This is a genomic window from Curtobacterium pomorum (assembly GCF_044497295.1).
GTDB lineage: Bacteria > Actinomycetota > Actinomycetes > Actinomycetales > Microbacteriaceae > Curtobacterium.
In genome coordinates this window covers 3,309,806-3,335,758 of the sequence record NZ_CP172409.1, presented here as the reverse complement: position 1 = coordinate 3,335,758, position 25,953 = coordinate 3,309,806, and the positions used below count along the sequence as shown (strand labels likewise).

Genomic DNA, 25,953 nt, shown 5'->3' with positions numbered 1-25,953 from the left:
GAACCGCGCCGAGCGCGCCTACTCCGCAGCGACGCGGATCGACCCGGTGGCGGTGCGCTCGATGACCTCGGCGGCCTGCTCCTCGACGAGGGCCGCGTCCTTCGACACCAGCTGCAGCACGAGTGCGACGACGGCGGCGAGGACGATGAACCCGCCGTACCCGGCGACCACCGGGACCAGGCCGATCGACGGTTCGAGCAGGCCGCCGATGACCGCGGGGACCCCGAACGCCAGGTAGCTGACGACGTAGATCGTGGAGAGCAGGCCGGCGCGGTGCGTCGGTGCGGCGGTCGCGAGCAGCATCCGCAGTGGTGCCTGGAACCCGGCACCGAAGCCGATGCCGGCGATCGCGCTGCCGACCACGAGGCCGGGCAGGGAGTGCGCCATCACGAACGCCACGGTCACGATCGGACCGAGCACCAGGGCGACGAGTCCGACGAGCACCGCACGACGTGCGTCCATGCGCTGCGTCGCGAGCCCGGTCAGTGCGCCGACGCCGGTGACGACGGCGATGAGTGCTCCGGCCGCGAAGTGGTTCGTGATGCCGAACACGGCACCGAGGGCCGAGGGGACGAGCGAGAGGAACATGCCGCCGAGCGCCCAACTGGCGACGAGGGAACCGACGACCCCGCGGAACAGCCGGCGGGAGCTCCGCGGCACGCTGATCGTCGGACGCAGGGAGCGGAGGGCTCCGGGGCGCCGCTGGACCTGCTCGGGCACCACGAACAGCGCGAGGACGAGCAGGACGAGCAGTGCGCCGAACACCAGGTAGACGAGCTGCTCCGGCGCCGGACCCCACTGGACGAGCGCGCCGCTCGACATCGCACCGGTGGCCAGGGCGATCGGCGGGATGACGCCGTTCAGCACGCCGGCCAGGGTCGGGTGCCGCTCGAGCGAGTTGTCGATGAGGGCCGCGCCGAGCGCCCCGATGAGCAGCCCGACGGAGACGCCCTGCACGATGCGGTCGACGATGAGCGCGCCGACGCCGTCCGCGATCGCGAACAGCCCGAGCGAGAGGGCCACGCCGAGACCGCCGGCGACGAGCACGGGCTTGCGGCCGACGTGGTCCGACAGGCGTCCGGCGACGAGCAGGCTCGCGAGCAGCCCGGCGACGTAGATGGCGAAGACGCCGGTCAGCATGAGCGGCGTGAGGTGCCACTCGGCGGCGTAGACCGGGTAGATCGGCGAGGGGACCGCGGACGACGCGACCGACACCAGGAGCATCGCCGCGAGGATCCAGAACCCGACGACCGAGCGAGCTGACTGCTGCATGAGCATCCTTCCGATGGTCCGTTGTACGAGTGCATTCGTACCGCAGTCCGCTGTACGACGCAAGTCGTACAGCAAGCCGAACGGTGGTAGCGTCCCGTCCATGCCCGCGCACGTCGATGCCCCCGAGCGGCTGCCCCAGCCGTCCGTGGCCGAGATGGACCTCCCCGTCGTCCTGGACGCCCTGAGCGACCCGATCCGGCTGGCGATCCTGCACCGCTACCTCGTCGACGCGGCCGGTGGTGAACGGAGCTGCGGCTGGGTCGGCATCGACCGACCGAAGTCCACGCTCACCCACCACTTCCGGGTCCTGCGCGAGGCCGGACTGCTCGAACAGCACCTCGAGGGTCTGACCCGCATCAGCCGCGTCCGGATCGAGGACGTGCAGCAGCGGTTCCCGGGGCTGCTCGACCTGGTGCTCGACTGGCAGGTGCCTGCGGCACTCCTCCGCGACGGGATCGAGTCGTGAGCACGGTGCCCGGCGCGGGTGCCGGCGTGCACACACTCCCCGACATCGGGGCCGCGCCCGCCGTGTCGACGGCGCTCGCCGCGGACCTCGACGCCGCCGGCTTCACCGTCGACCGGGTCGACGCACTCTGGGGGACCGAAGCGGCCGCATCGCTGCACCGTGGGTCACGAGTCGCGGCCCTCCGTGCACTCGCAGCGCGCGAGACGACGCCGCTCGGCACACTCGCCACCCTGTTCGTGCTCGGGCTGCCGACGTCCCGAGCGGACGCCGCCGCGGCGTTCCCGACCGCCGGGCTCGACGCCGTGATCGCGGCGGGGCTGCTGACCGGAGACGGAGCCGACGTCCGTCCGACGGTCGACCTGCGCCCCTACGCCTTCGTCGACGACCTCGGTGCCGGCAGCTGGTGGATCGTGTCCGACCTCGGGGAACTCGCCCTCGGGCACGCGATCAGCGAGGAGCACGTCCTCGGCATCGGCGGCGCCACCACCACGCTGAGCGGCCTGCAGGTACCCGTCCCCGTCCGCACGGTGCTCGACCTCGGCACCGGCTGCGGGATCCAGGCCATGCACGCCCGACGTTTCGCCGAGCACGTCGTCGCCACCGACATCTCGCGTCGCGCCCTCGACATCGCCCGGTTCAACGCGCAGCTGAACGGCATCGACGGGATCGACTTCCGGTACGGCTCGCTCTTCGAGCCCGTCGCGGGAGAGCGGTTCGACCGCATCGTGTCGAACCCGCCGTTCGTCATCACGCCCCGGCGGCCAGGCGTCCCCTCGTACGAGTACCGCGACGGCGGCATGGTCGGCGACGCCCTCGTCGAGACCGTGCTCCGAGGGCTGTCCGACCACCTCGAGCCCGGTGGGACCGCACAGCTGCTCGGCAACTGGGAGTACCACTGGGGCGTCGACGGCCTCGATCGCGTGCGCGGCTGGTTCGCGGACACCGACCTCGACGCATGGGTCATCGAGCGCGAGCGCCAGGACCCGACGTCGTACGCCGAGACCTGGATCCGCGACGGCGGCACGAAGCCCGGAACGCCCGAGTTCGACACGCTGATGGGCGCCTGGCTCGACGACTTCGCGGACCGCCGCGTCACCGGCGTCGGCTTCGGCTACGTCGTGGCGCGTCGAGCCCAGCCAGGAGGAACGGCGAGCCTCCGCCGGTTCGAGCGCGTCCCCGAGACGCTCGGCTCCAACCCCGCAGGGCTCGGTGCCACGGTCGCTCGCGTCCTCGACGCGGCCGCCTGGCTCGCCGACCACGACGACGCCGCGCTCGCCGTGGCGCACCTGACGGTGGCGGGCGACGTCACCGAGGAGCGCTACTACTGGCCGGGCAACGACGACCCGACGGTGATGACGCTCGTGCAGGGCGGCGGACTCGGGCGTCGGGTCGATGCGGACACGGCGCTCGCCGCGTTCGTCGGAGCGTGCGACGGGGACCTGTCCGTCGCCGCGATCGTCGGCGCGCTCGCGCAGATCACGGGTGTCGACGAGCAGGTGCTCGCCGCCGACCTGCTGCCGGCGGCGCGCGACCTGGTGCTCGACGGGCTGTTGCTGCCGGCGTAGTCGCGGTCGCTGTCAGCGCCCGTCGCGCCAGCTGTGCTCGGGGGCGTAGCCGAGCAGCTCGCGAGCCTTCTCCGACGACAGCAGCGAGCTGACGCCGTCGATGTCCGCGCGACGCTCGATGTCGGGCACGTAGCGCTCGACGAGCTCGATCGTCGGGGTGTCCATGACGGTGTCGGGGCTCGCGATGACGAACGCCTCGAACCCGGTGAGCTCGGCCTCGACGGCCTTGCGGACCGCCTGGGCGCCGTCGCGCGAGTCGATGTACGACCAGAGGTTGAAGGTCTTCGCCTCGGGGGTGGCGTCCCACGGGAACGCCGGGTAGTCGGTCTCGTCCATCACGTTCGAGAACCGCAGGCCGATCATCTTCAGCTCCGGGTCCCAGCGGGTGAAGTGGCGCGCCATCTCCTCTTCCACGGCCTTGCCGAGGGAGTACGACGACTGCGGGCGGACCGCGAACTCCTCGTCGACGGGCAGGTAGGGCGGGTGGTGCTCGCCCATCGGGATGCCGAGCAGGGTCTCGCTCGACGCCCACACCAGGTTCTTGATCTTCGCGGCGCGAGCGGCGTGGAAGACGTTGATCGACGCCGTGACGTTGTTCGTGATGAGCGCCACGTCGGGGACCTGCCCTGGAGCGGGGACGGCGGCGAGGTGCACGACGGCGTCCACGTGGTCGTAGCGGTCGTCGACGCCGAGCAGGGCGTTCAGCACCTGGCCGTAGTCGGTCAGGTCGATCCGGACGAACTGCACGCCCTCGGGCTGGTCGGGGGAGGGCACGCGGTCGAGCAGCACCACGTCGTACCCGTGCGCATCGAGGTCGCGCACCACCGCTCGTCCGAGCTTGCCGCTGCCGCCGGTCACCACTACACGCGTCATCGCGTCACTCCACATCGTCGTCGGGTCGCCCTGACGGGCACGCCCCATCCTGCCCGGCGCTGCCTGACCCGACCAGGCCCTGTCCGTACCCCGCTGTCGCCGCGCGAACCAGGTTCCGGACACGACACCACGGAATCGCGCGGTGCTGTGTCCGGAACCTGGTTCCGGCGGGGAGCGTCCGGCGGGAGTCGTCAGGCGGTGGGAGCGACCTGGGCGATCGCGAGTCGGGCGACGAGCTCGACGTGCTGCGCCATGTCCCGCGAGGGGTCGAACAGCCACTGGATCTGCATGCCGTCGGACACCGCGAGCAGCACGCTCGTCAGCTCCTCGGCGTCGACGTCGGAGCGGAGCCGTCCGTCCTGCTGCATGGCGCGGAAGTCGGCGGACAGGTCGCGACGGCTGCGCTCGTAGCGCTCCTGGAAGTACGCGTGCGCCGGGTGCTCGGGGTCGGTCGCAGCGGCGGCGGAGAGGTTGACGAACATCTGCACCAAGCCGGGGACCTCGGCGTTGTGCCGGACGATCGCGGCGAGCAGCGCGGCCGGGTCCGACGCTTGCCAGTCGTGCTGCAGGTCGAGCTCGTCGCGTCGCCGCAGGATCTCGACCCAGAGCTCGTCCTTCGAGTCGAAGTAGTGCAGCAGGCCGGCCTGGGTCAGTCCGACGGCGTCGGCGATGTCCTTGATGCTGGTGCGGCGGAAGCCCTGCGAGGCGACGAGGTCGAGCGCGACCGTGAGGATCTCCTCGCGCTTCGCGATGCCCTTCGCGTACGAACCCCGTCGTGCCATGGCAGGACTGTACCGCTCGGAGTGCACCCCTAAAACCTAGCCAGGCTTGGTTTTGGTGTTACGGTGGCACGAGCCGCCGACGAAGGCGTGCGAGTCACCGACGCAGGTGGCGCACCCGAGAAGAGGTTGCAGTGGCCAAAGACGCCCTGACAGTCAGCGACACCCCGACCGCCGTCGCCCCCACGCACGGCCGAGGGGCCCCGCTCATGTACACGCTCGGCATGCCGATCGCGATGCTCGGCCTGTACATCGCCCTGTTGCCACCGGTGCTGGTCGCCATGGCGCTCAAGGTCGCCGAGATCGCGCCGGACAACCAGGCGGGCGTCCTCGGTCTGGCACTCGGCGTCGGCGCGTTCGCCGCGATGGTCGCCAACCCCCTGGCCGGTCGCTTCAGTGACCGGACGTACGGGAGGCTCGGCATGCGTCGTCCGTGGATCATCGGTGGCACCGTGGTCGGCTTCGCGGGCCTCGTGGTCGTCGCGACGACCACCTCCACCGTCGTGCTGGTCATCGCGTGGGGCGTCACGCAGATCGCCTACAACGCCACGATCGCCGCCCTGACGGCCGTCCTGCCGGACCACGTCACGCGGTCGCAGCGCGGCCGGGTCGCGGCGCTGCTCGGGCTCGCCCAGAACCTCGCGCTCGTCGGCGGTACCTTCCTCGTGCAGCTCTTCTCGACCTCGGCGACGCAGATGATCATCCCCGGCGCGATCGGGTCGATCGTCGTCGTGCTCTACGCGCTGGTGTTCCGCGACCGCGTGCTCACCAACCGGCCGACGTCGAAGCTCGGCATCGGGCAGGTCTTCGGCTCGTTCGTCTTCAACCCCGTGAAGCACCCGGACCTCGGATGGGCCTGGCTCACCCGGTTCCTGATGGTCGCCGCGCAGTACACCGCGGTGAGCTACCTGACGTACTTCCTGCGGGACGACATCGGCGTGGACAGTGACCACGTCGCGAACGCGGTGTTCCAGGGCACGCTGTGGAACGTCGTCGGCATCGTGCTCACCTCGCTCATCGCCGGCTGGCTGTCGGACAAGCTCGGCCGCCGCAAGCTGTTCGTCGCGGTCGCCGGCATCGTCGGCGTCGTCGGGCTCGTCATCATCGCCCTCGCGCCGTCCCTGGGCATGGTCCTGGTGGGCGAGTTCGTGATGGGTGCCGGCATGGGTGTCTTCTACGCCGTCGACCTGGCGCTCATCACCGACGTGCTGCCGTCCGACGAGGACAACGCGAAGGACCTCGGCGTCGTCAACATCGCGCAGGCCCTGCCCCAGTCGATCGTGCCCGCGGCGGCCCCGGGCGTCATCGCCCTGACCGGCGGGTACAGCGGCTTCTTCATCACCGGTGCCGTCGTCGGTCTGCTCGGCATCGCCTCGGTGTCCCGCATCCGCGGCGTGCGCTGACCACCTGTTCCGGCTCTGAACGAAAGGACCGATCCCCGTGACTACCGTCGACGACGTGACCCCAGCCTCCAGTACGCCTTCGCCCCTCGCTGAGCGCATCGACGCGCTCGTCGACCAGCTGACGACCGACGAGAAGGTGCAGCTCCTGACCGGGCGCGACTTCTGGACCACCTGGCCGATCGAGAAGATCGGGCTGCGCCGCATCCTGATGTCGGACGGCCCTTCCGGCGTCCGGGGTGAGGTCTGGGACGAGCGCGACCCGTCCCTGAACCTGCCCTCGGCGACCGCGCTGTCGGCGTCGTGGGACCGCGCGATCGCCAAGCGCTACGGCGCCGCGGCAGCCGTCGAGGCCCGCCGCAAGGGCGTCGACGTCGTGCTCGGCCCGACCATCAACCTGCACCGCTCACCGCTCGGTGGTCGTCACTTCGAGGCGTTCAGCGAGGATCCCGTCCTGACCGGCGACCTGGCTGCGTCCTACGTCGACGGCGTGCAGGAGAACGGTGTCGCCGCCACCCCGAAGCACTACATCGCGAACGACTACGAGACCGACCGCTTCACGGCGTCGACCGAGGTGTCCGACCGAGCCCTGCGCGAGCTGTACCTGCTCGCGTTCGAGAAGGCCGTGACCGAGGCGCACGCCTGGGCGATCATGTCGTCGTACAACTCGATCAACGGCGTCACCGCGTCGGAGCACGACCTGCTCGAGACCCCCTTGAACTCGGAGTGGGGCTTCGACGGCATCGTCGTGTCCGACTGGACCGGCGTGCGCTCGGTCGACTCGGCGAAGGCGTCGCAGGACGTCGCGATGCCCGGACCGAACCAGTGGTGGAGCGAGGGGCCACTCCTCGCCGCGGTGCAGTCCGGCGACGTGCCGATCGAGGCCGTCGACCGCAAGGTCCGCCGCGTCCTGACCCTCGCTGCCCGTGTCGGAGCACTCGAGGGCTTCGAGCCCGTCGCCGAGCAGCCCGTGCACGTCGAGGACGGCGTCGCGTTCGTCCGCGAAGCCGAGGCCGAGGGCACCGTCCTCGTCCGCAACACCGGCGTCCTGCCGCTCGACGCGCCCGCCGTCTCCCGCATCGCCGTCATCGGTCACAACGCCGACCAGGCCCGCACGCAGGGCGGTGGCTCGGCCACGGTCGTGCCGTCGCAGGTCGTCTCGCCGCTCGACGGGATCCGCTCGGCGTTCCCGGGTGCCACGGTCGACTACGCCATCGGTGCCGTCGTGCAGGAGGGCATCGCGGAGTTCCCGCTGTCCACCATCACGAACCCCGGCACCGGCGAGCCCGGCGCCCGCGTCGCCTTCGTCAAGGACGGCGAGGAGCTGTACGTCGAGGACCGCCGCGCCACCGCGCTGTTCTGGTTCGGCGGCGACGCCCCCACGCGTGAGGCCGACCGGCTCGACATCACCACGACCTACACCGCGCCGGCCACCGGCACCGTGCGGATCGGCATCGGCGCGGCCGGCCGGTCGCGCATGTGGATCGACGGCGAGCTGCTGCTCGACGAGGACGTGCCGTTCGAGGGCGACCAGCTCGGCGCGGCGTTCCTCAACCCGCCGGCGCGGTCGGTGCCGGTGTCAGTGACCTCGGGGCAAGAAGTCGCGATCCGCATCGAGTACGACGTCATCCAGGACGAGACCCTCGGCGGGGTGCTCGCGTACCAGTTCGGCACCGAGCCCAGCGACGAGGACCCGTCCGTGCTGATCGATGCGGCGGTGTCCGTGGCCCGGTCCGCCGACGTCGCCGTGGTGGTCGTCGGCACGAACTCGAAGGTCGAGTCCGAGGGCTACGACCGCTCGTCGCTCGCGCTGCCCGGCCACCAGGACGACCTGGTCCGCGCCGTCGCCGCGGCGAACCCGAACACGGTCGTCGTCGTGAACGCCGGCTCGCCCGTCGAGATGCCGTGGCGGAACGACGTCGCCGCGGTCCTGCTCACCTGGTTCGGCGGTCAGGAGTACGGCAACGCACTCGCCGACGTGCTCACCGGCGCCCAGGAGCCCGGCGGCCGACTGCCCACCACGTGGCCGGTCGCGATGGCCGACGTGCCCGTGCTGGACGTGACCCCCGTCGACGGCGAGGTGTCGTACGACGAGGGTGTCCACATCGGGTACCGCGCCTGGCTCCGTGCCGGTACCGAGCCCGCGTACCCGTTCGGGCACGGCCTCGGCTACACCTCGTGGACGATCGACGGGGTGGCGGCGACCCCGACCGTGTCCGAGGGGGATGCGGTCATCGTCACCGCGACGGTCGCGAACACCGGTGCTCGCGCCGGCAAGCACGTCGTGCAGGTCTACGCCTCGAGGGAGTCCTCTGCCGTGGACCGCCCGGTGCGGTGGCTCGTCGGGTTCGCCCCGGTCCGCCTCGGAGCGGGGGAGTCGACCGAGGTCTCGATCGAGGTACCGGCCCGGGCGTTCGCGCACTGGGACGGGGCCTGGCAGTACGAGTCCGGCGCCTTCACGCTGCACGTCGGGGCATCGGTCAGCGACGAGTCCGGAACAGCGGCCCTCGAACTGGAGTGAGCGGGTTCGTCCGGTTTCCGCGCATCGACGACGCCTCTTGAGTACCATCGATGTGCGCCAGTCGGCTGGTTACCGTCGGCGCACGCACCGACTACGGGGTCGCTGGTTGTGCGACTCAGCCTCCTGATCCGGCTGACGATGCCCCAGCTTCCCCGGTGCGTCCAGAATGCGTCCCCGCGTCCGCGCGGGGGCGCATTCGTCCGTTCCGGCCCGGATCCGCGCCCGATCGGTCGTCGGTCCGGCGAACCGGTTGACGGACTTCGTGCGATCCGGGCAAAACGGATGAAGGATGATCAACTTTCTTCGCCCGTGGGTCCATCTCGGTGTGACAAACCGCTCGGTAGGTGGAACGATGGTCCCACCATCCCGTGCGGATCAGGGACGAGATGGTCATCCGGCAGGGCTCTCGGGACTCACCGATCCGATCTGAGCCCGCCGGATGTCCTGATCCGTCCTCAGGCCCGCAGTGCCGGTGCGATCTCCTCGGCGACGATGCGCAGGATCCGCTCGTGGGCGACCACGTCCCCGTTCGCCGGCAGGGTGATCACCAGCTCGTCCGTCGCGGTGACGGCGGGGTCGGCGAGCAGTGCGTCGACGATGGCGGACGGCTCGCCGGACAGGACCTTGCTGAACCGGAACGGGGGACCGGAGAGCGGCCGGCCCTCGTCGTCCATGCCGGCGGCGTACCCGGTCAGGAACTCCTCGTGCACCGCGCGGTCGTGGTCGTCGAGCAGCGGGACCACGATGCGGCCGACCGCGACCTTCGACGTGCGGCCGGTCTCGCCGTGCAGCTCGGTGAACCGCTCGCGGTAGGCGGCGATCTGGTCGGCCTGCGCCTGGGCGAAGGGAGCGCCGGTGTCCTCGGTGTTCAGGGTCGAGCAGTGCAGGAGCAGCCCCTTCTCGGCCGTGCGCACCGCGGTGCCCATGCTGCCGCCGCCCCACCAGACACGATCGCGCAGACCGGGGCTGAGCGGCTGCAGGGCGAGGTCGGCGCCCGCCGGGATGCTCTCGTATCCCTTGCCCGCGCTGCCGAGGGGCTCGCCCTGCAGGACCTCGAGCAGGCGGGCCGCGCGGGCCTCGGCCTCGTCGCGGAAGGGACGGTCGACGGCGCCGAACACCGGGTCGAGGATCGGCCCGTACCCGGCGATGCCCGTGCTGATGCCGAGCTGCACCCGCCCACCGCTCAGCAGGTCGACGGTGCTGGCGTCCTCGGCGAGCCGCACCGGGTCCTCGTACCGCATGCCGAGCACCGCGGTGCCGAAGGCGATGGTGCTCGTGCGCTGGGCCGCGGCGGCGAAGAAGGTCATCGGGCTCGTCAGGAACGGCTCGAAGTGGCGACCACGGACCCAGCCCGTGCCGTAGCCCAGGGACTCGGCCGTCTCGAACAGCCGGAGGCCGTCCTCGAGGGCGCTCGCCGCACCCTCCGTGCCGCCGTGGTTCGGGACGAAGGTGAGGAAGCCGAGTTCGCGCATGACGCGAGTCTATGCGCGCGTATGGAGCCGGGCCTCCCGGTCATCCGTCCCCGACCACCTCGTCACCGCAGCCTGGGAGGATGGGCGCATGACCGACGTCACCACCGTGCCCCCGCTCGTCGCCGCGATCCCGGCGGCGGTGGACGGCGTCGTCGACCCCGACGAGGTCTACGAGGCCTTCGCGGCATGGGCCGAGGAGGGCGGACGGCCGCTGTACCCGGCGCAGGACGAAGCGGTCATCGAGCTCGTCTCCGGCGCGAACGTCGTGCTGAGCACCCCCACCGGCACCGGCAAGTCGCTCGTCGCGGCCGGCGCGCACTTCGCCGCGCTCGCCGAGGGCAAGCGGAGCTACTACACGGCACCGATCAAGGCGCTCGTCTCCGAGAAGTTCTTCCAGCTCGTCGAACTGTTCGGCGCGCAGAACGTCGGCATGGTCACCGGCGACTCCAGCGTGAACGGCGACGCACCCATCGTCTGCTGCACCGCCGAGATCCTGGCGAACCTGGCCCTGCGCGAAGGCCCGGACGCCGACGTCGACGTCGTGGTGATGGACGAGTTCCACTTCTACGGCGACCCCGACCGCGGCTGGGCGTGGCAGGTGCCGCTGCTCGTGCTCGAGCGTGCGCAGTTCCTGCTCATGTCGGCCACCCTCGGCGACGTCACCACCATCGCCGACGACCTGTCCCGACGCACCGGCCGACCCACCGCCCGCGTGACGGGTGTCAGCCGACCGGTGCCGCTCGAGTACGAGTACGTGATGACGCCCGTGCAGGAGACCGTCGAACGGCTGCTGGAGGAGGGCAAGGCACCGATCTACATCGTGCACTTCGCCCAGGCCGCAGCGCTCGAACGGGCGCAGTCACTGATGTCAGCGAAGGTCGCTGATCGGGCGCGTCGAGACCAGATCGCGGAAGCGATCGCGGGCTTCCGCTTCAGCGCCGGCTTCGGACAGACCCTGTCCCGCCTGATCCGCGCCGGCATCGGCGTGCACCACGCCGGCATGCTGCCGAAGTACCGACGGCTCGTCGAGCAACTCGCACAGCGCGGGCTGCTGCCCGTCATCTGCGGCACCGACACCCTCGGCGTCGGCATCAACGTGCCGATCCGCTCCGTGCTGTTCACCGGACTGACGAAGTTCGACGGCACGAAGATGCGCCAGCTGTCCGCGCGCGAGTTCCACCAGATCGCGGGCCGTGCCGGACGCGCCGGGTACGACACCGAGGGCGACGTCGTCGCCGAAGCCCCCGAGCACGACATCGAGAACGCCCGCGCCGTCGCCAAGGCCGGGGACGACCAGAAGAAGAAGAGCAAGATCAAGCGGAAGAAGGCACCGGAGGGGTTCGTGTCCTGGGGGCAGGCCTCGTTCGACCGGCTCATCGGCGCCGAACCGGAACCGATGGTGTCGCGGATGCGGATCACGCACGCGATGGTGCTGTCGGTGGTGGCCCGCGGGGGTTCCGCGTTCGACGAGGTCCGGTCGCTGGTGTTCGACAACCACGAACCGCGCTCCCGCCAGCTCGCGATGGCCCGGCGCGCACTCGTCATCGCCCGGACGCTGATCAACGCCCAGGTCATCGAGCGGGTGCCGGGGCCTCCGGTCACGTACCGTCTCACCGTCGACCTGCAGTCGAACTTCGCCCTCAACCAGCCGCTGTCGCCGTTCGCGCTCGCCGCGTTCGAACTGCTCGATCCTGCGTCTCCCACCTACGCGCTGGACATGGTCTCGATCGTCGAAGCCACCCTCGACGACCCGCGCGCGATCCTCTCGCAGCAGCAGTTCAAGGAGCGCGGTGAAGAGGTCGCCCGCATGAAGCGGGAGGGCATCGAGTACGAGGAGCGGATGGAGCTGCTCGAGGAGGTCACCTGGCCTCGCCCGCTGTCCGAGTTGTTGGAGGCGGCGTACGAGGCGTACGCGGCTGAACAGCCCTGGGTCCTCGACTTCCAGCTCTCGCCGAAGGCCGTCGTCCGCGACATGTACGAGCGCGCGATGACCTTCGGCGACTTCGTGCGGTTCTACCAGCTCACCCGCTCCGAGGGGCTCGTGCTCCGGTACCTGTCCGACGCCTACCGCACCATGCGCCAGACCATCACCGAGGAGCAGCGGAACCCGGAGCTCGACGACCTGATCGAGTGGCTCGGCGAGGTCGTCCGGCAGACCGACTCCTCGCTCGTCGACGAGTGGGAGGCACTGCTCAACGGTGACGTCCTCCTCGCCCTGGCCGAGGAGCAGGAGATCGCGCCGCCGCAGCCCGCACGGCTCACCGGCAACGTGCGCGCCTTCACGGTGCTCGTGCGGAACGCGCTGTTCCAGCGGGTGCTGCTCGCCGCGCGGGACGACGTCGACGGCCTCGGCGCGCTCGACGCGGCTGCCGGGTTCGACGGGCACGCATGGGACGCGGTGCTCGAGGAGTACTACGAGTCGCACGACGAGATCCGCACCGACGCCGACGCCCGGTCGATGTCGTACCTGGTGCTCGACCAGACGGGAGCGACGGGTGCCGGGGCGACGGCGGCTGCGGGTGCGTCGCGCGTGTGGCGTGCACGGCAGATCTTCGCGGACCCGTCGGGCGACAAGGACTTCGGGTTCTCGGCGACGATCGACCTCGACGCCTCGGACGAAGCCGGCGAGGCCGTCGTCCGGGTCACCGAGATCGGACGGTTCGACGGGTGGACCGACGTGGACGTGGACTGATGCCGGGCGGTGCTGGTCCGTTCGTCGTGCGCGCGCTCGGCGCTGACGACGTCGACGCGTTGCAGGCGCTGCTCGAGACCGTGCCGGACTACGCCGAGCGGATCACCGGGTACCCGCCGGGACCGTCCGACGGACTGAGCGCACTCGTGTCGGTGCCGGACGGCTTCGACCCGGCGGGCAAGCACGGGATCGGGCTGTGGGACGGCGACGCGCTCGTGGCGTTCGCGGACGTCCTGCTCGGGTACCCCGCACCGACCACGGCGTACATCGGTCTGCTCATCACCCGTGGTGATCGGCACGGCGAGGGTTTCGGACGCAGGCTGCACGAGGCCGTCGTGTCCATGGCAGCCGACGCCGGCGCCGACCGACTGCGGCTAGGCATCGTGGCGACGAACGCCGCCGGTGCCGAGCCGTTCTGGCGAGCGCTCGAGTACGCGCGGACGGGGGAGCGGAAGCCGTACCGGTACGACCGGCTCGAGAGCACGGTGGCGCTGTGGGAGCGGGCGGTCTGATCCTCGTGGGGCAGGAGTGCGTTCAGTGCTCCGGGAGGTATTCGTGCCGGAACTCAGCGACAGCCGATGCGATGTGCTCGTAGTCACGGTCGGAGCTCAGAACCGTCGCCCCGTTGCAGACGGCGTACGCGGCGATGTGGACGTCGACCGGCCCGGCGCCGCGCACGTGTCCGTTGCGCCACAGTGCGTTCTGGATACTCGTCACCGCCGTCACATCAGGGTGGGTCGACGCTTCGAGGAACGCCGCCATGTCATCGCGATGGTCATCGTGGTCGGAGCTGGACTGCGCTGAGTGGCAGTACTCGAGTACCTGCGGAGGGCACGTCAGGATGAGGTCCTGAGTCGCGATCTCCCGCAGGCGCTGAGCGATCGCCGGGGAACGGTGCGCTTTCCACCAGACCGAGTTGTCGACGATGTACGTCGCCATCAGGGGTGCAGTTCGTCCGCGGCCGTCGGGTCTGCGGCGAAGTCCCGGGCGATGATCCGCTCGACCGCCGCAGGCTGCCGTCGCACAGCGATGAGTGTCTCGAGCGCGCGCTGGACGACCTCTCTGTTCGAGCGTGCTCCGGTGAGTTGCTTCGCGTCCTCGAGGACTCGCTGATCGAGGTCGATCGTCGTCACTGCCATGAGCACCTCCAGTTTATACAAGCCACTATATACGCTGGCCGGTTCCTATCGGCCGATGAGGCCCTTCGCCACCAGGCTCCGGGCCGCCGCCACGATCGCCTGGTGGGGATCACGAGGTGTCCAGCCGAGCACGGTGCGGGCTCGCTCGTTCGAGGTGCGCTTGGCGTAGCCGAGGTCGGGCACCATCGCACGGAACTGCGGCTGGGTCTCGGCCGCGGTCCGTACGACGTCGTCGGGCAGTGTCTGCGTCGGGACCGCCCGGGCGTCGTCACCGAGGTGCTCGCGCAGGGTGGCGGCGATCTCGGCCATCTCGAGCGCCGGACCGTTCGAGAGCAGGAACCGCTTGCTCGCCGCGTCCGGTTCGGTCGTCGCGGTGACGTGCGCCGCGGCGACGTCACGGACGTCGACGATGGGGATGAACAGCCGCGGGGTCGCGGGCATCGCCCCGGAGAGCATGGACTGCAGGATGTGGTTCGCACCGGACACCGCGTGCCCCATCGCCGGACCCATCACCGCGACCGGCATCGTCGTGACGAGCTCCGGCGCACCGGGCTCGGACGCGATGAAGTCCCAGGCGGCGCGTTCGGCAAGGGTCTTGCTCGTGCCGTAGGCATCGACCCCGGGCCCGTCGAGCACCGTCCAGTCGGCCTCGGTGAACACGTGGTCGGAGTGCGGGTGGCCCCAGCTGACCGCGTGGAAGGCCGAGGTCAGCACGACGCGATCGACTCCGGCCGCGTGTGCGGCGCGCAGCACCCGCAGTGTCCCCTCCACCGCCGGACGGATCACGGAGTCCTCGTCCTCGACGTGGCCGGGCATCACCGGCGAGGCGACGTGGTGCACGACGTCGATGTCCGCGACCGCCTGAGTCCATCCGTCATCGGACGTCAGGTCGGCGGCGACGAACTCCAGCCGGTCGTCGGCGGTCAGGCCGGCTTCGGCGAGGACCGCACGGACCGCGGGTTCACGCTCGAGGGACCGGATCGTGGTGCGGACGCGGTGCCCGGCGTCGAGCAGCTGCAGGATCAGGTGGCCCGCGATGAAGCCGGAGCCGCCGGTGACCAGGACGTGTTCGGTGTTCTCCATGCGTCCAGCATCGTCTCGGGGGCGGATGCGGGCCAGTGCCTCGGTGTTCCTGGGTCTCCCAGGCCCAGGCTGACCGAGGGCGGACGCGCTGGCCCGAGACTCGTGCGCGCTGCCGCGAGACTCGTGGTGAGCGACGGTTCTCGGGCGAGCGGCCGCGAGATCGGTCGCTCAGGCCGAGACTCGGCCACCGGCCGGGCGTCGCCGGGTCAGAAGAGCGTGGCCGGCGGGGTCGCCTCGGGCAGTGCGGACGGCTCGGTGACCTCGACTCCGGGCCAGCCCGGACCGTGCGGCACGTCGGTGCCGTTCTGGAACGCGGTCGCTGCACCACGGGCACGGACGTCGGCGGCCTCGTTCATCTCGTGACCGACGTGGCCACGGACCCACTCGAACGTGACCTTGCGGCCCTGCAGTTCGGCGTCGAGCTCCTTGATGATCTCGACGTTCATGACCGGCTTGCCGTCGGCCTTGCGCCAGTTCTTCCGTTTCCACCCTGCGAGCCACTCGGTGCAGGCCTTGATGGCGTACTGGCTGTCGCACAGGATGTGCAGCGGTTCGCCGGTGTCCTTCGTCGCGCGGAGCAACTGCAGGACGGCCGTGAGTTCGCCGATGTTGTTCGTTGCCCGGGGCCAGCCACCGGCGGCCCAGCGGTCGTCGTCGACGTACCAGGCCCAGCCGGCGGGGCCGGGGTTGCCGAGGGCTGAGCCGTCTGCTGCGGCGACGATCGTCACGAGGGGACCTCCTGGTCGGGGCTGGTGCCCGTCGAGCGTAACGGACGGTCGCGTGCCGTCCGCACCGAGGTCAGCGGCGCGCGGGATCGAGGTTCAGCGTGTTGCCCTCGAGCAGCCAGTCGTCGGCGCGCGGCTCCATGTACGGGTTGAGCCACTGCACCTCGGCCGGTGTGATGCCGAACCGCTCGGCGACGGTCGAGAGCTCGTCACCGTGCGCCACCAGGTAGCCGGCCGGGCTGCCGTCGGCCTGCGTGACGATGCCGTACGCCCCCGGTCGGTCCTTGCCCACGGTGACCCGCAGGTCCGGGTAGGGGTTCGGGATCGTCCACGTGAGGTCAGCGGCGGCGAGCACCGATCCGACCCACGGGCGCTTCGACGGGTCTTCGTCCGGCACCGACGCGGGGACGAGGACGACACTGCGCAGGTAGTCCGGTCGTGCACCGGCGTCGTTCATCACCACGGTCTTCGGCGGGCCGGAGGCGGCGGTCCACTCGGTCGTGTCCCGCGCCGAGGCGTCACCGCCGTCGAGCGGGCTCGCGTGCCGGTGGCGGAACTGCAGGCTCATCTGCTGCGGGTTGGTCGTGCGGTAGCCGGAGAGCTGCGCGGTGAACGTGCCGCTGTCGTTCGCAACGATGCGGACGTGGATGCTCGTGTCACCGCTCGGGGACGTGACGTCGGTCTCCGCAGCGACCGTGCCCGTGGGCAGGACCTGCTCGACCTCGTCCGGGTCGTCGTCGACCTGTTCGGTCGTGAGCGTCGGATCGGGGATCGGCTCCGCCGTGCGCTCGGCCGCCTGTCGGGTCGGCTTCGGCAGGGGGTCGTCCCCGCCGAACGCCGTGCACCCCGTGAGGAGCAGCCCCACCAGAGCCGTGCCGACGACCGCGCTCGCCGCGGTTCGCTTCCGTGTCATCGTTCCCCCCACCTCGGTGAGCGTACCGCCGGGGTCGAGCCCGACCGACCGTCGTGACCGAACTGTCACTCGGGGTACACGGACTACCGTCCGGGGGCATGAGCGACAGCATCCCCCAGGTCCCCGGCCCCGAGCCGTCCGACGATCGTGCACGCACCGACGCACTGCGTGACGCCGCACACAGCGACGACGTCGACGGGGTCAGCGAGCGCGAGCAGCGGGCGGCCGACACCGCGTACAGCCCGTCGAGCGAGCGCGAGATGGACGCGTCGCAGACGAAGCAGCGCGACGACGCCGACCTGCGTGCGGACGGCATCGATCCGTCGAAGGTCATCGCCGCACCGGGCACCGGTGGCGCTGACGATGCCGGTGACGTCGAACCCGAGCCCGGTGACCTGCACCTGCCGTGGCAGTCCGAGGAGGACCGCCGGGGCTAGCTCGGCTACGACACCGAGTCGGGGTGCGAGCCCGTCCGCTGCCCGGACTCGAGCGTCGCGATCGCCGCGAGCTCGTCGTCGCTGAGCACGAAGCCGTCGACATCGTGGTTCGACCGGATCCGCGAGGGCGTCACCGACTTCGGCAGCACCACGACCCCCTGCTGCACGTTCCACCGGACGAGGACCTGTGCGACGCTCACCCCGTGGGCGTCCGCGATGCCGGTGAGGACCGGTTCGTCGATCAGTCGTCCGCGTCCGAGTGGCGACCAGGCCCCGGTGACGATGTCGTGCTGCTGGTGGAACGCGACGAGCTCGTGCTGGGGGAGCCACGGGTGCCGTTCGACCTGGTTCAGCGCCGGGACCTCGCCCGTCTCGTCGATGAGTCGTTGCAGGTGCGGCACCTGGAAGTTCGAGACCCCAATGCTCCGCGCCCGACCGGAGTCGCGCAGTTCGACGAGCGCGCGCCAGGTCTCGACGAAGCGGTCGTTCGCCGCGGCGGGCCAGTGGATGAGGTAGAGGTCGACCGCGTCGAGCCCGAGCCGCTCGAGGCTGCGGTCGAAGGCCCGCAGGGTCGCGTCGTGCCCCTGGTGGTCGTTCCACACCTTGGTCGTCACGAAGACGTCGTCACGGTTCAGTCCGGAGGCCCGGATCGCCTTCCCGACGCCGGTCTCGTTGCCGTACATCTCGGCGGTGTCGACATGGCGGTAGCCGGCGTCGAGCGCGAGACCGACCGCCGTCTCGGCCTCGGTGTCGTCGACCTTGTAGACGCCGAACCCGATCGCGGGGATCGCGGCGCCGTCGCGGAGGGGAAGTGAACTGACCATGCACCCATCCTGCCGGTGCGTGGCGGGCGCGCGCCGGGCCTCCCGGTCGCCGGTGGAGAACGCGTCCCGCGCGGCCGGACGCCCGTTCGTTCCCATGCCGGCCGCGATGGGAAGTGGAAACGGGCGTACCTGGTCGGAACTTCTGACCAGGTACGCCCGTTTCGACCAGGTACGCCGAAAGCCCGCCCCCGCCGCTCAGGTCGGCAGGACCACCGGCTCGGTGTCGGGGATGGGGCTCGCGTCACGGCCGCGCAGGTCGGGCAGCCAGCGCTTCGCGCCGAGCGCGACGACGACGCCCACCCCGGCCATCACGGCGCCGACCGTGAAGCCACCCACCGGGCCGCTGCTGTCGATCAGGAAGCCAGCGACGGCGGAACCGCCGGCGGCACCGATGAGCTGACCGGTGCCCATCCAGCCGTAGGCCTCGGCCGTGTCGGAGAACTTGACCGTGGCGGACACCGAACCGAACATCACCGCGAGGGCCGGCGCGATGCCGATGCCCGCGATGACGAGGGCGAGGCAGAGCCACCAGAAGTTCGTGCCGCCCAGGGCGAGTGCGAGACCGACGAAGACGATCGCCATGCGCGTCCACAGGGTGTTGGGGGAGATCGGACGGTGGCCGAACGCCAGGCCACCGAACAGCGACCCGACCGCGAAGACGGCCAGGACGATCCCGGCGTTCGGGCTGCCCTCGCCGAAGACGCTGGTGACGCTGGCCTCGACCGCGGCGCACGCCCCGATGAGCAGCAGCCCGGTCAGCGTGGCGACGACGACCGACGGGCGCTTCAGGACCACGCCGAACGCGCGCTTCGAGCGGGGGATGCGGACGCGGCCGAGCTCGGGCGAGGCGATGAACCAGATGCCGCCGACGACGAGGAAGACCATGGCGACGACGATCGCCTCGACCGTCCCGATCTGGGTCGCGACGAACGTGGTGATGACCGGGCCGGCGACCCAGATGAGTTCCTGGGCGCTGGCGTCGAGGGAGAAGAGGGGAGTGAGCTGCGATGAGGTCACCATCTTGGGGTAGATGGTGCGCACCGCCGGCTGCACGGGCGGGACCGCGAGACCGCCGAGGAACCCGACCACCACGTAGCCCCAGAGTGGCATGAGCACGAAGCCGATGACCCCCATGCTCACGAGCGCGACGATGCTCGTCAGGATGAGGACGGGGCGCATGCCCCAGCTGCCCATCCACCGGCTCGTCAGCGGACCGGCCAGCGCCTGCCCGACACTCGTCGTCGCGAGCACCAGACCGGCGGCGCCGTAGGAGTGGAAGACGTGTTCGACGTGCAGCAGGTAGGCCAGCGACAGCATCCCGAACGGGAAGCGCGCGGTGAGCTGTGCAGCGATGACACGACCCACGCCGGGGGTCTTCAGGAGGGGGCCGTACGTGCTCACGAGACGAGTGTACGGACCGGACGGAACGGGGTGTCACCCGTCCGGGGGAGGGTCCGCCGCGACACGCCGATGCGCTGATTCCACACATGTGGATCGTGGCTGTCCACCGGTGTGGGGAAGTGTCAGTGGTCGGCCGCAGACTGGCGGAAACTCGGGCCTCTCGGGAATCCACAGACTGTGGAGGGCGTTGTGGAGAACTACATGGCTGTAACACTCCCTCTTGTGGTCGGTGCTGCGGCTAGCCACTAGATGTAGTGTGGAGGCATCGCAGCGGCCCCTCCCGGACACGACTGCGGACAGACATCAGCACCACCTCCACAGCACGTGAGAAATCAGTAGAAACCAGGGGAGAACATGGCCGTCACCGTCTACACCAAGCCGTCCTGCGTCCAGTGCACCGCGACGTACCGGGCCCTCGACAACAAGGGCATCGAGTACGAAGTGCACGACGTCTCCACGGACGAAGCAGCGCTCGAGCACGTCAAGAGCCTCGGCTACATGCAGGCCCCCGTCGTCGTCACGGACGACGACCACTGGTCGGGCTTCCGCCCCGACAAGATCGCGACGCTCAGCGCCGAACTGGCGTAGTCGCCTCCCGTCCTGTGGGCGGTCACCCGGACCCGCTCAGGAGGCCCGGATCACCGCCCGCAGGACACCCTCCGGTCCGCCTGTTCCGCACCTTCACCACAGGAGCGCACCATGAGCCGATTGGTCTACTTCTCGAGCGTGTCCGGGTACACCGCACGCTTCGTCGAGAAGCTCGGCCGCGACGCGGACCGGATCCCGCTCTACCCGAGCGAACCCTTCCTCCACGTGGACGAGCCCTACGTCCTGTTCCTGCCCACCTACGGTGGCGGCAACGGCGAGGGTGCGGTCCCCAAGCAGGTCATCAAGTTCCTCAACGACGCGCACAACCGCTCGCTCATCCGCGGTGTGGTCGTCGGCGGCAACACGAACTTCGGCGAGGCCTACGGCCTGGCAGGGGACGTCATTGCACGGAAGTGCAACGTCCCCCTTCTCTATCGATTCGAACTCTTCGGGACCCCTGACGACGTGTCGGCGGTCAACTCAGGATTGGATGCATTTTGGACGCAGCAGTTGCAGACGTCGATCTGACGTCGCCGCAGACGGGGATGGACTACCACTCCCTCAACGCGATGCTCAACCTCTACGACGCGGACGGGAACATCCAGTTCGACAAGGATCGTGAGGCCGCCAAGCAGTTCTTCCTGCAGCACGTCAACCAGAACACCGTCTTCTTCCACAACCTGAAGGAGCGGCTCGACTACCTGGTCGAGAACGAGTACTACGAAAAAGCCACGATCGACATGTACTCGCTGGACTTCATCCAGCGACTCAACGACCTGGCGTACTCGAAGAAGTTCCGGTTCCAGACGTTCCTCGGCGCGTTCAAGTACTACACGAGCTACACGCTCAAGACGTTCGACGGCAAGCGCTACCTCGAGCGCTTCGAGGACCGCGTCGTCATGACCGCCCTCGGCCTGGCCCAGGGCAACGAGCAGCTCGCCATCGACCTGGTCGAAGAGATCGTCGCCGGCCGCTTCCAGCCCGCGACCCCCACGTTCCTCAACACGGCGAAGGCACAGCGCGGCGAGCTCGTCTCCTGCTTCCTCCTCCGCATCGAGGACAACATGGAGTCGATCTCTCGCGGCATCAACTCCTCGCTGCAGCTCTCGAAGCGCGGCGGCGGCGTGGCCCTGCTGCTCTCCAACATCCGCGAGGCCGGCGCCCCGATCAAGCAGATCGAGAACCAGTCCTCGGGCATCATCCCCGTGATGAAGCTGCTGGAAGACTCCTTCTCCTACGCGAACCAGCTCGGTGCGCGTCAGGGTGCCGGTGCGGTCTACCTCAGCGCCCACCACCCGGACATCATGAAGTTCCTCGACACCAAGCGCGAGAACGCCGACGAGAAGATCCGCATCAAGACGCTGTCCCTCGGCGTCGTCGTGCCGGACATCACGTTCGAGCTCGCGAAGAACAACGAGGACATGTACCTGTTCTCGCCGTACGACGTCGAGAAGGTCTACGGCGTCCCCTTCGGTGACGTCCCGATCTCCGAGAACTACCGCGCGATGGTCGACGACTCGCGCATCAAGAAGACGAAGATCAAGGCGCGTGACTTCTTCACGACCATCGCCGAGATCCAGTTCGAGTCGGGCTACCCGTACATCGTGTTCGAGGACACGGTGAACAAGGCCAACCCGATCAAGGGTCGGATCAACATGTCCAACCTGTGCTCCGAGATCCTGCAGGTCAACACCCCGACGACCTTCAACGAGGACCTGTCCTACAAGGAGATCGGCAAGGACATCTCCTGCAACCTCGGCTCGCTGAACATCGCGCTGACGATGGACTCGCCCGACTTCGGCAAGACCATCGAGACGGCCATCCGCGGCCTCACCTCGGTCTCGCAGATGTCGCACATCACCTCGGTGCGGAGCGTCGAGGACGGCAACGACAAGTCGCACGCCATCGGCCTCGGCCAGATGAACCTGCACGGCTACCTCGCTCGTGAGCGCGTCTACTACGGCTCCGAAGAGGGCATCGACTTCACGAACATCTACTTCTACACGGTGCTGTTCCACGCCCTTCGTGCGTCGAACAAGATCGCGATCGAGACCGGCGAGACCTTCGACGGCTTCCGCGACTCGAAGTACGCGTCGGGTGAGTTCTTCGACAAGTACACCGACCAGACGTGGACGCCGGCGACCCCCCGCGTCGCGTCGCTGTTCGACAACGCGAACATCACGATCCCGACGCAGGACGACTGGAAGGCGCTGAAGGCGTCCGTCCAGGAGCACGGCATCTACAACCAGAACCTGCAGGCCGTCCCGCCGACCGGTTCGATCTCGTACATCAACCACTCGACGTCGTCGATCCACCCGATCGCGTCGAAGATCGAGATCCGCAAGGAAGGCAAGCTCGGCCGCGTCTACTACCCGGCGCCGTTCATGACGAACGACAACCTGGACTACTACCAGGACGCGTACGAGATCGGTGCCGAGAAGATCATCGACACGTACGCCGCGGCGACGCAGCACGTGGACCAGGGCCTGTCCCTGACGCTGTTCTTCAAGGACACCGCCACCACGCGCGACATCAACAAGGCGCAGATCTACGCATGGCGCAAGGGCATCAAGACGATCTACTACATCCGTCTCCGCCAGCTCGCGCTGGAGGGCACGGAGGTCGAGGGCTGCGTCAGCTGCATGCTGTAGAGCTGCTGCTCTCTTCCTGGAGGCGCGGGGCGGGCCCCGCCCCGCGCCTCCAGTCCGTCATCAGATCACCATCTCGAATCCGGAAGACAATCCCATGACCCTCACCGACCCGGTCCACGCCACGGGCAAGTCCATCCCGCTGATCAGCTCGGTCAGTGCCATCAACTGGAACCGCATCCAGGACGACAAGGACGTCGAGGTCTGGAACCGGCTGGTCAACAACTTCTGGCTGCCCGAGAAGGTGCCGCTGTCGAACGACGTGCAGTCGTGGAACACGCTCACCCCGGGGGAGCAGCAGCTCACCATGCGGGTCTTCACCGGCCTGACGCTGCTCGACACGATCCAGGGCACCGTCGGCGCGATCAGCCTGATCCCCGACGCGATCACCCCGCACGAAGAAGCCGTCTACACGAACATCGCGTTCATGGAGTCGGTGCACGCGAAGAGCTACTCGTCGATCTTCTCGACGCTCGCCTCGACGCCCGAGATCGACGACGCCTTCCGCTGGTCCACCGAGAACGTGAACCTGCAGAAGAAGGCCCAGATCGTCCTCGACTACTACACCGGTGACGACCCCCTGAAGCGCAAGGTCGCCTCGACGCTGCTCGAGTCGTTCCTGTTCTACTCCGGCTTCTACCTGCCGATGTACTGGTCCTCGCGCGCCAAGCTCACCAACACCGCCGACCTGATCCGCCTGATCATCCGCGACGAAGCCGTCCACGGGTACTACATCGGGTACAAGTTCCAGAAGGGCCTCGAGGGCGCCTCGGAAGAGCGCAAGCAGGAGATCAAGGACTACACGTTCAACCTGCTGTTCGAGCTCTACGAGAACGAGGTGCAGTACACGCAGGACCTCTACGACCAGGTCGGGCTGACCGAGGACGTCAAGAAGTTCCTGCACTACAACGCCAACAAGGCGCTGATGAACCTGGGCTACGAGCCGATGTTCCCAAAGGAGACGACGGACGTGAACCCGGCGATCCTGTCGGCCCTGTCGCCGAACGCGGACGAGAACCACGACTTCTTCTCGGGGTCCGGGTCGTCGTACGTCATCGGCAAGGCGGAGAAGACTGAGGACGAGGACTGGGACTTCTGACCCCGGTCTGACTCATGGGGACGCCCCGCTGGCTTCGGCTGGCGGGGCGTTCTTGTGTCCGTATGTCGCCCCCGTCAACGAAGTGGAGCGCGGACGGGCTATGTGAGACAGAGCTCATCTACCTGCTGAAGCGTGGAGCGGTTTGTCCGGTGGCCGACCGGCTTGTGGGACACCCGGGCTGCTATCGACGAGTGTGGGCGTCATCGCTACGGTCGAGGGGTGGAAGCGCACAGCCCCATCTCGATTGTTATTCGGCCCGCAAAGGTTGTCGACGTAGAAGGCATTGCTGCCGTCCACGCCACCTCATGGCGAGAGACGTACGGGCGGTTCGTCGCGGATCCCGATACTGATCCGTGGTTCGACGTCGATCGGCGCATCGACATGTGGCGGGCGAACCTGGCGCAAGACGCCTTCGTGACCGTCGTCGCCGAGGACGCGTCGGGCATCATCGGGTTCGCAGCGACGCAGGAGACACCTGAGCCTGACGCCGTCCGTCCAGAAGAACTCACGATGCTGTACGTGCTCGCGCGCGCTCACGGTGACGGGGCGGGGCAAGCACTCTTGAACGCAGTGCTCGGCCAGCGCCCGGCATCTCTGTGGGTTGCTGCCGACAATCCTCGCGCGCACTCGTTCTACCGGCGGAACGGATTTGCCGCTGACGGAACCACGTCGAGCTTCGGCCCGATCGAGCCCACGGTGCGATTGGTCCGCTGAGGGGTCGTCGCGCGGATCCTCACCGCCCGAGCGATCAATACCCGTCCCTGGTTCAATCCCCGGTATCGAGGGCGCTCGGTGCCGTGTCCGGGGTCAAAGGACCGTCTGGAACCGCGATGTTGTTTGTCTTCGACAGCCAGGCCCGTGTCACTATTGGGCGCGTGCCGAAACCAATACCCGCGTCGTGCCCGGACTTGGGATCCCACAGGCCTGCGAACAGCCACGTCTCACGGAGCCCCGGACGCTCCGGAATCAACGCCGGGCCGCCGATAACGACCGCGAATGTGTAGCTGGCCCCCGTGTCTAACCCGTCGTCGACATATGCCTCAAGAGCAGCCTCGGGCCCGGGATCTCCGTCTGCACGTGCGTCGTAGACCTCGATCCACTCCTGCAGTGAGCGGGTCACCTCGAAGTAGCCGACGTGTCGCTCGCCCGGTTCCAACAACACATCCTCCGGGCCTGGTTCAGTCCCCAGCAGCAGCGGGACGCCTGCGTCATCGGGTCGATGGACGCCCGTGCGCAACGCACCGTACAAGACGAATCGGGTCGCCTTCGATCCAGTGTTCAGCAGTGACACCTTGGCTCGGACAGTGAGGCGCATGTTCGCCTCCTTGACGTGGAAAACGTAGCCATCGGTCCATGCTTCGGGGAACCCGGACCCACTGACGCTCGGTGAGTACAGCCGGTCCTCGACCTCGTCCACGTGCAACTCGGCCGACGGAGCGTTCACGCTGATACGGGCACGAACCGCTTCGATAGCGAGGAACGTGCCGTTCCGGTGCTCGGCCCGTGCGACTTCAAGTGCGGCCTCAGCTGTCTCACGGCTGCGACCCGCTTCTTGCAACGCCTTCCGCGTGTACACGGCCTGAACGATGACCACGATCACCGCGCCAATAGCGACCAGGCTGGCTCCGATCTGGACTACGACAGCTGGATCGGTCCAAGAAGAGCTCTGCATCCTGTCACTGTAGGCGTGGCGTCAAGGGGCTCGTTAGTCACAACAGCATGGCGCGGCTCCGTCGGCGTAGAACCGCGACATGACGGCCGTCGGGAAACAGTTCCACCGGGCGATGACGCGAAAGGCGGCCGGGCGGGACACTCCTATCCAAAAGCGACGCTTCGGGCCGATCCCGTGAGGGAGGGAAACCTCAGCCACGTCCCGTTAGCTTCTACCCGGTACACGTTGACACTGACTCGGCCGTTCGTGAGCCAGCTCAACTCCTGGTGCGCTGCCCGCCGCGACGACCGCCCGAAGAGACCGAACCCACGCCACGCAAACCTCACCATGAGCCAAGAATGCCCGCCCCGAGCGCGGTGTCTCTTGCCTCAATAGCCGATCCCT

24 protein-coding genes are annotated in these 25,953 nt (G+C 69.0%); 12 read left to right on the top strand and 12 right to left on the bottom strand.

What is annotated here, in order from left to right:
• Positions 1–18: 18 nt before the first annotated feature.
• Positions 19–1,272: an MFS transporter gene (locus tag ACGH48_RS15960; RefSeq protein WP_396289306.1), complete on the bottom strand. Its 1,254-nt coding sequence runs from the start codon at positions 1,270–1,272 to the stop codon at positions 19–21.
• Positions 1,273–1,372: 100 nt separating this feature from the next.
• Between ACGH48_RS15960 and ACGH48_RS15955 the strand changes: the two genes are divergently transcribed.
• Positions 1,373–1,738, top strand: a complete 366-nt coding sequence (locus ACGH48_RS15955; RefSeq protein ID WP_123314349.1) for a helix-turn-helix transcriptional regulator — start codon at positions 1,373–1,375, stop codon at positions 1,736–1,738.
• Complete coding sequence (locus tag ACGH48_RS15950) at positions 1,735–3,303, top strand: methyltransferase (protein WP_396289305.1); 1,569 nt, start codon at positions 1,735–1,737, stop codon at positions 3,301–3,303. Before ACGH48_RS15955 ends, ACGH48_RS15950 begins: the two co-directional genes overlap by 4 nt.
• A 12-nt stretch (positions 3,304–3,315) precedes the next feature.
• On the opposite strand, the gene ACGH48_RS15945 is transcribed toward ACGH48_RS15950, so the two are convergent.
• Positions 3,316–4,176 (bottom strand): NAD(P)-dependent oxidoreductase, encoded by an 861-nt coding sequence (locus tag ACGH48_RS15945; RefSeq protein WP_123314392.1) that lies wholly within the window; start codon positions 4,174–4,176, stop codon positions 3,316–3,318.
• Between the two features lie 191 nt (positions 4,177–4,367).
• The gene (locus ACGH48_RS15940; RefSeq protein ID WP_123314348.1) at positions 4,368–4,958 is read right to left on the bottom strand and encodes a TetR/AcrR family transcriptional regulator; all 591 of its coding nucleotides are present in this window, start codon (positions 4,956–4,958) and stop codon (positions 4,368–4,370) included.
• A 131-nt stretch (positions 4,959–5,089) separates the two neighbouring features.
• On the opposite strand from ACGH48_RS15940, the gene ACGH48_RS15935 reads away from it, so the two are divergent.
• Both ACGH48_RS15935 and ACGH48_RS15930 read left to right on the top strand, forming a co-directional pair.
• Positions 5,090–6,358, top strand: coding sequence for an MFS transporter (locus ACGH48_RS15935; RefSeq protein WP_260233168.1), 1,269 nt, complete (start codon positions 5,090–5,092; stop codon positions 6,356–6,358).
• Between the two features lie 55 nt (positions 6,359–6,413).
• Positions 6,414–8,876, top strand: coding sequence for a glycoside hydrolase family 3 protein (locus ACGH48_RS15930; protein WP_396289303.1), 2,463 nt, complete (start codon positions 6,414–6,416; stop codon positions 8,874–8,876).
• A gap of 455 nt (positions 8,877–9,331) precedes the next feature.
• Here the strand turns inward: ACGH48_RS15930 and ACGH48_RS15925 are convergent, their stop codons facing one another.
• Complete coding sequence (locus ACGH48_RS15925) at positions 9,332–10,348, bottom strand: LLM class flavin-dependent oxidoreductase (protein ID WP_123314345.1); 1,017 nt, start codon at positions 10,346–10,348, stop codon at positions 9,332–9,334.
• 88 nt (positions 10,349–10,436) lie between these two features.
• On the opposite strand from ACGH48_RS15925, the gene ACGH48_RS15920 reads away from it, so the two are divergent.
• Together ACGH48_RS15920 and ACGH48_RS15915 are read left to right on the top strand one after the other, a co-directional pair.
• Complete coding sequence (locus tag ACGH48_RS15920; protein WP_396289302.1) at positions 10,437–13,040, top strand: DEAD/DEAH box helicase; 2,604 nt, start codon at positions 10,437–10,439, stop codon at positions 13,038–13,040.
• Positions 13,016–13,552 carry a GNAT family N-acetyltransferase gene (locus ACGH48_RS15915; RefSeq protein WP_396289301.1) on the top strand — a complete coding sequence of 179 codons (537 nt, stop codon included), beginning with the start codon at positions 13,016–13,018 and terminating at the stop codon, positions 13,550–13,552. The genes ACGH48_RS15920 and ACGH48_RS15915 overlap by 25 nt, the downstream gene beginning before the upstream one ends.
• 22 nt (positions 13,553–13,574) lie before the next feature.
• On the opposite strand, the gene ACGH48_RS15910 is transcribed toward ACGH48_RS15915, so the two are convergent.
• From ACGH48_RS15910 to ACGH48_RS15890, 5 genes are all read right to left on the bottom strand, one after another.
• Positions 13,575–13,979: a PIN domain-containing protein gene (locus tag ACGH48_RS15910; RefSeq protein WP_123314342.1), complete on the bottom strand. Its 405-nt coding sequence runs from the start codon at positions 13,977–13,979 to the stop codon at positions 13,575–13,577.
• Positions 13,979–14,179 carry a type II toxin-antitoxin system VapB family antitoxin gene (locus ACGH48_RS15905; protein ID WP_123314341.1) on the bottom strand — a complete coding sequence of 67 codons (201 nt, stop codon included), beginning with the start codon at positions 14,177–14,179 and terminating at the stop codon, positions 13,979–13,981. The genes ACGH48_RS15910 and ACGH48_RS15905 overlap by 1 nt, the downstream gene beginning before the upstream one ends.
• A gap of 45 nt (positions 14,180–14,224) precedes the next feature.
• The gene (locus ACGH48_RS15900) at positions 14,225–15,262 is read right to left on the bottom strand and encodes an SDR family oxidoreductase (protein WP_396289298.1); all 1,038 of its coding nucleotides are present in this window, start codon (positions 15,260–15,262) and stop codon (positions 14,225–14,227) included.
• A 206-nt stretch (positions 15,263–15,468) separates the two neighbouring features.
• Positions 15,469–15,990 carry a ribonuclease H gene (locus ACGH48_RS15895; protein ID WP_396289297.1) on the bottom strand — a complete coding sequence of 174 codons (522 nt, stop codon included), beginning with the start codon at positions 15,988–15,990 and terminating at the stop codon, positions 15,469–15,471.
• A 70-nt stretch (positions 15,991–16,060) separates the two neighbouring features.
• Positions 16,061–16,900 (bottom strand): hypothetical protein, encoded by an 840-nt coding sequence (locus ACGH48_RS15890; RefSeq protein ID WP_396289296.1) that lies wholly within the window; start codon positions 16,898–16,900, stop codon positions 16,061–16,063.
• 98 nt (positions 16,901–16,998) lie between these two features.
• Between ACGH48_RS15890 and ACGH48_RS15885 the strand changes: the two genes are divergently transcribed.
• Positions 16,999–17,337 (top strand): hypothetical protein, encoded by a 339-nt coding sequence (locus ACGH48_RS15885; RefSeq protein WP_340195636.1) that lies wholly within the window; start codon positions 16,999–17,001, stop codon positions 17,335–17,337.
• 5 nt (positions 17,338–17,342) lie between these two features.
• Here ACGH48_RS15885 and ACGH48_RS15880 read toward each other — a convergent pair whose 3' ends face one another.
• Together ACGH48_RS15880 and ACGH48_RS15875 are read right to left on the bottom strand one after the other, a co-directional pair.
• Positions 17,343–18,161, bottom strand: coding sequence for an aldo/keto reductase (locus ACGH48_RS15880; RefSeq protein ID WP_396289295.1), 819 nt, complete (start codon positions 18,159–18,161; stop codon positions 17,343–17,345).
• 195 nt (positions 18,162–18,356) lie between these two features.
• A complete protein-coding gene (locus ACGH48_RS15875; RefSeq protein ID WP_396289294.1) occupies positions 18,357–19,562 on the bottom strand; it encodes an MFS transporter in 1,206 nt (401 codons plus the stop codon).
• 354 nt (positions 19,563–19,916) lie between these two features.
• On the opposite strand from ACGH48_RS15875, the gene nrdH reads away from it, so the two are divergent.
• From nrdH to ACGH48_RS15850, 5 genes are all read left to right on the top strand, one after another.
• Entirely contained in the window at positions 19,917–20,150 is a 234-nt protein-coding gene (gene nrdH / locus ACGH48_RS15870; protein WP_017886897.1) for a glutaredoxin-like protein NrdH, read from the top strand.
• A 111-nt stretch (positions 20,151–20,261) separates the two neighbouring features.
• Positions 20,262–20,678, top strand: coding sequence for a class Ib ribonucleoside-diphosphate reductase assembly flavoprotein NrdI (gene nrdI / locus ACGH48_RS15865; protein WP_071291227.1), 417 nt, complete (start codon positions 20,262–20,264; stop codon positions 20,676–20,678).
• 17 nt (positions 20,679–20,695) lie between these two features.
• Positions 20,696–22,801, top strand: a complete 2,106-nt coding sequence (gene nrdE / locus ACGH48_RS15860) for a class 1b ribonucleoside-diphosphate reductase subunit alpha (protein WP_396289293.1) — start codon at positions 20,696–20,698, stop codon at positions 22,799–22,801.
• A gap of 94 nt (positions 22,802–22,895) precedes the next feature.
• The gene (gene nrdF / locus ACGH48_RS15855; RefSeq protein WP_396289292.1) at positions 22,896–23,897 is read left to right on the top strand and encodes a class 1b ribonucleoside-diphosphate reductase subunit beta; all 1,002 of its coding nucleotides are present in this window, start codon (positions 22,896–22,898) and stop codon (positions 23,895–23,897) included.
• Between the two features lie 219 nt (positions 23,898–24,116).
• Positions 24,117–24,611, top strand: a complete 495-nt coding sequence (locus ACGH48_RS15850; RefSeq protein WP_396289291.1) for a GNAT family N-acetyltransferase — start codon at positions 24,117–24,119, stop codon at positions 24,609–24,611.
• 52 nt (positions 24,612–24,663) lie between these two features.
• Here ACGH48_RS15850 and ACGH48_RS15845 read toward each other — a convergent pair whose 3' ends face one another.
• Positions 24,664–25,569, bottom strand: coding sequence for a hypothetical protein (locus ACGH48_RS15845; protein WP_396289290.1), 906 nt, complete (start codon positions 25,567–25,569; stop codon positions 24,664–24,666).
• Between the last annotated feature and the right edge of the window lie 384 nt (positions 25,570–25,953).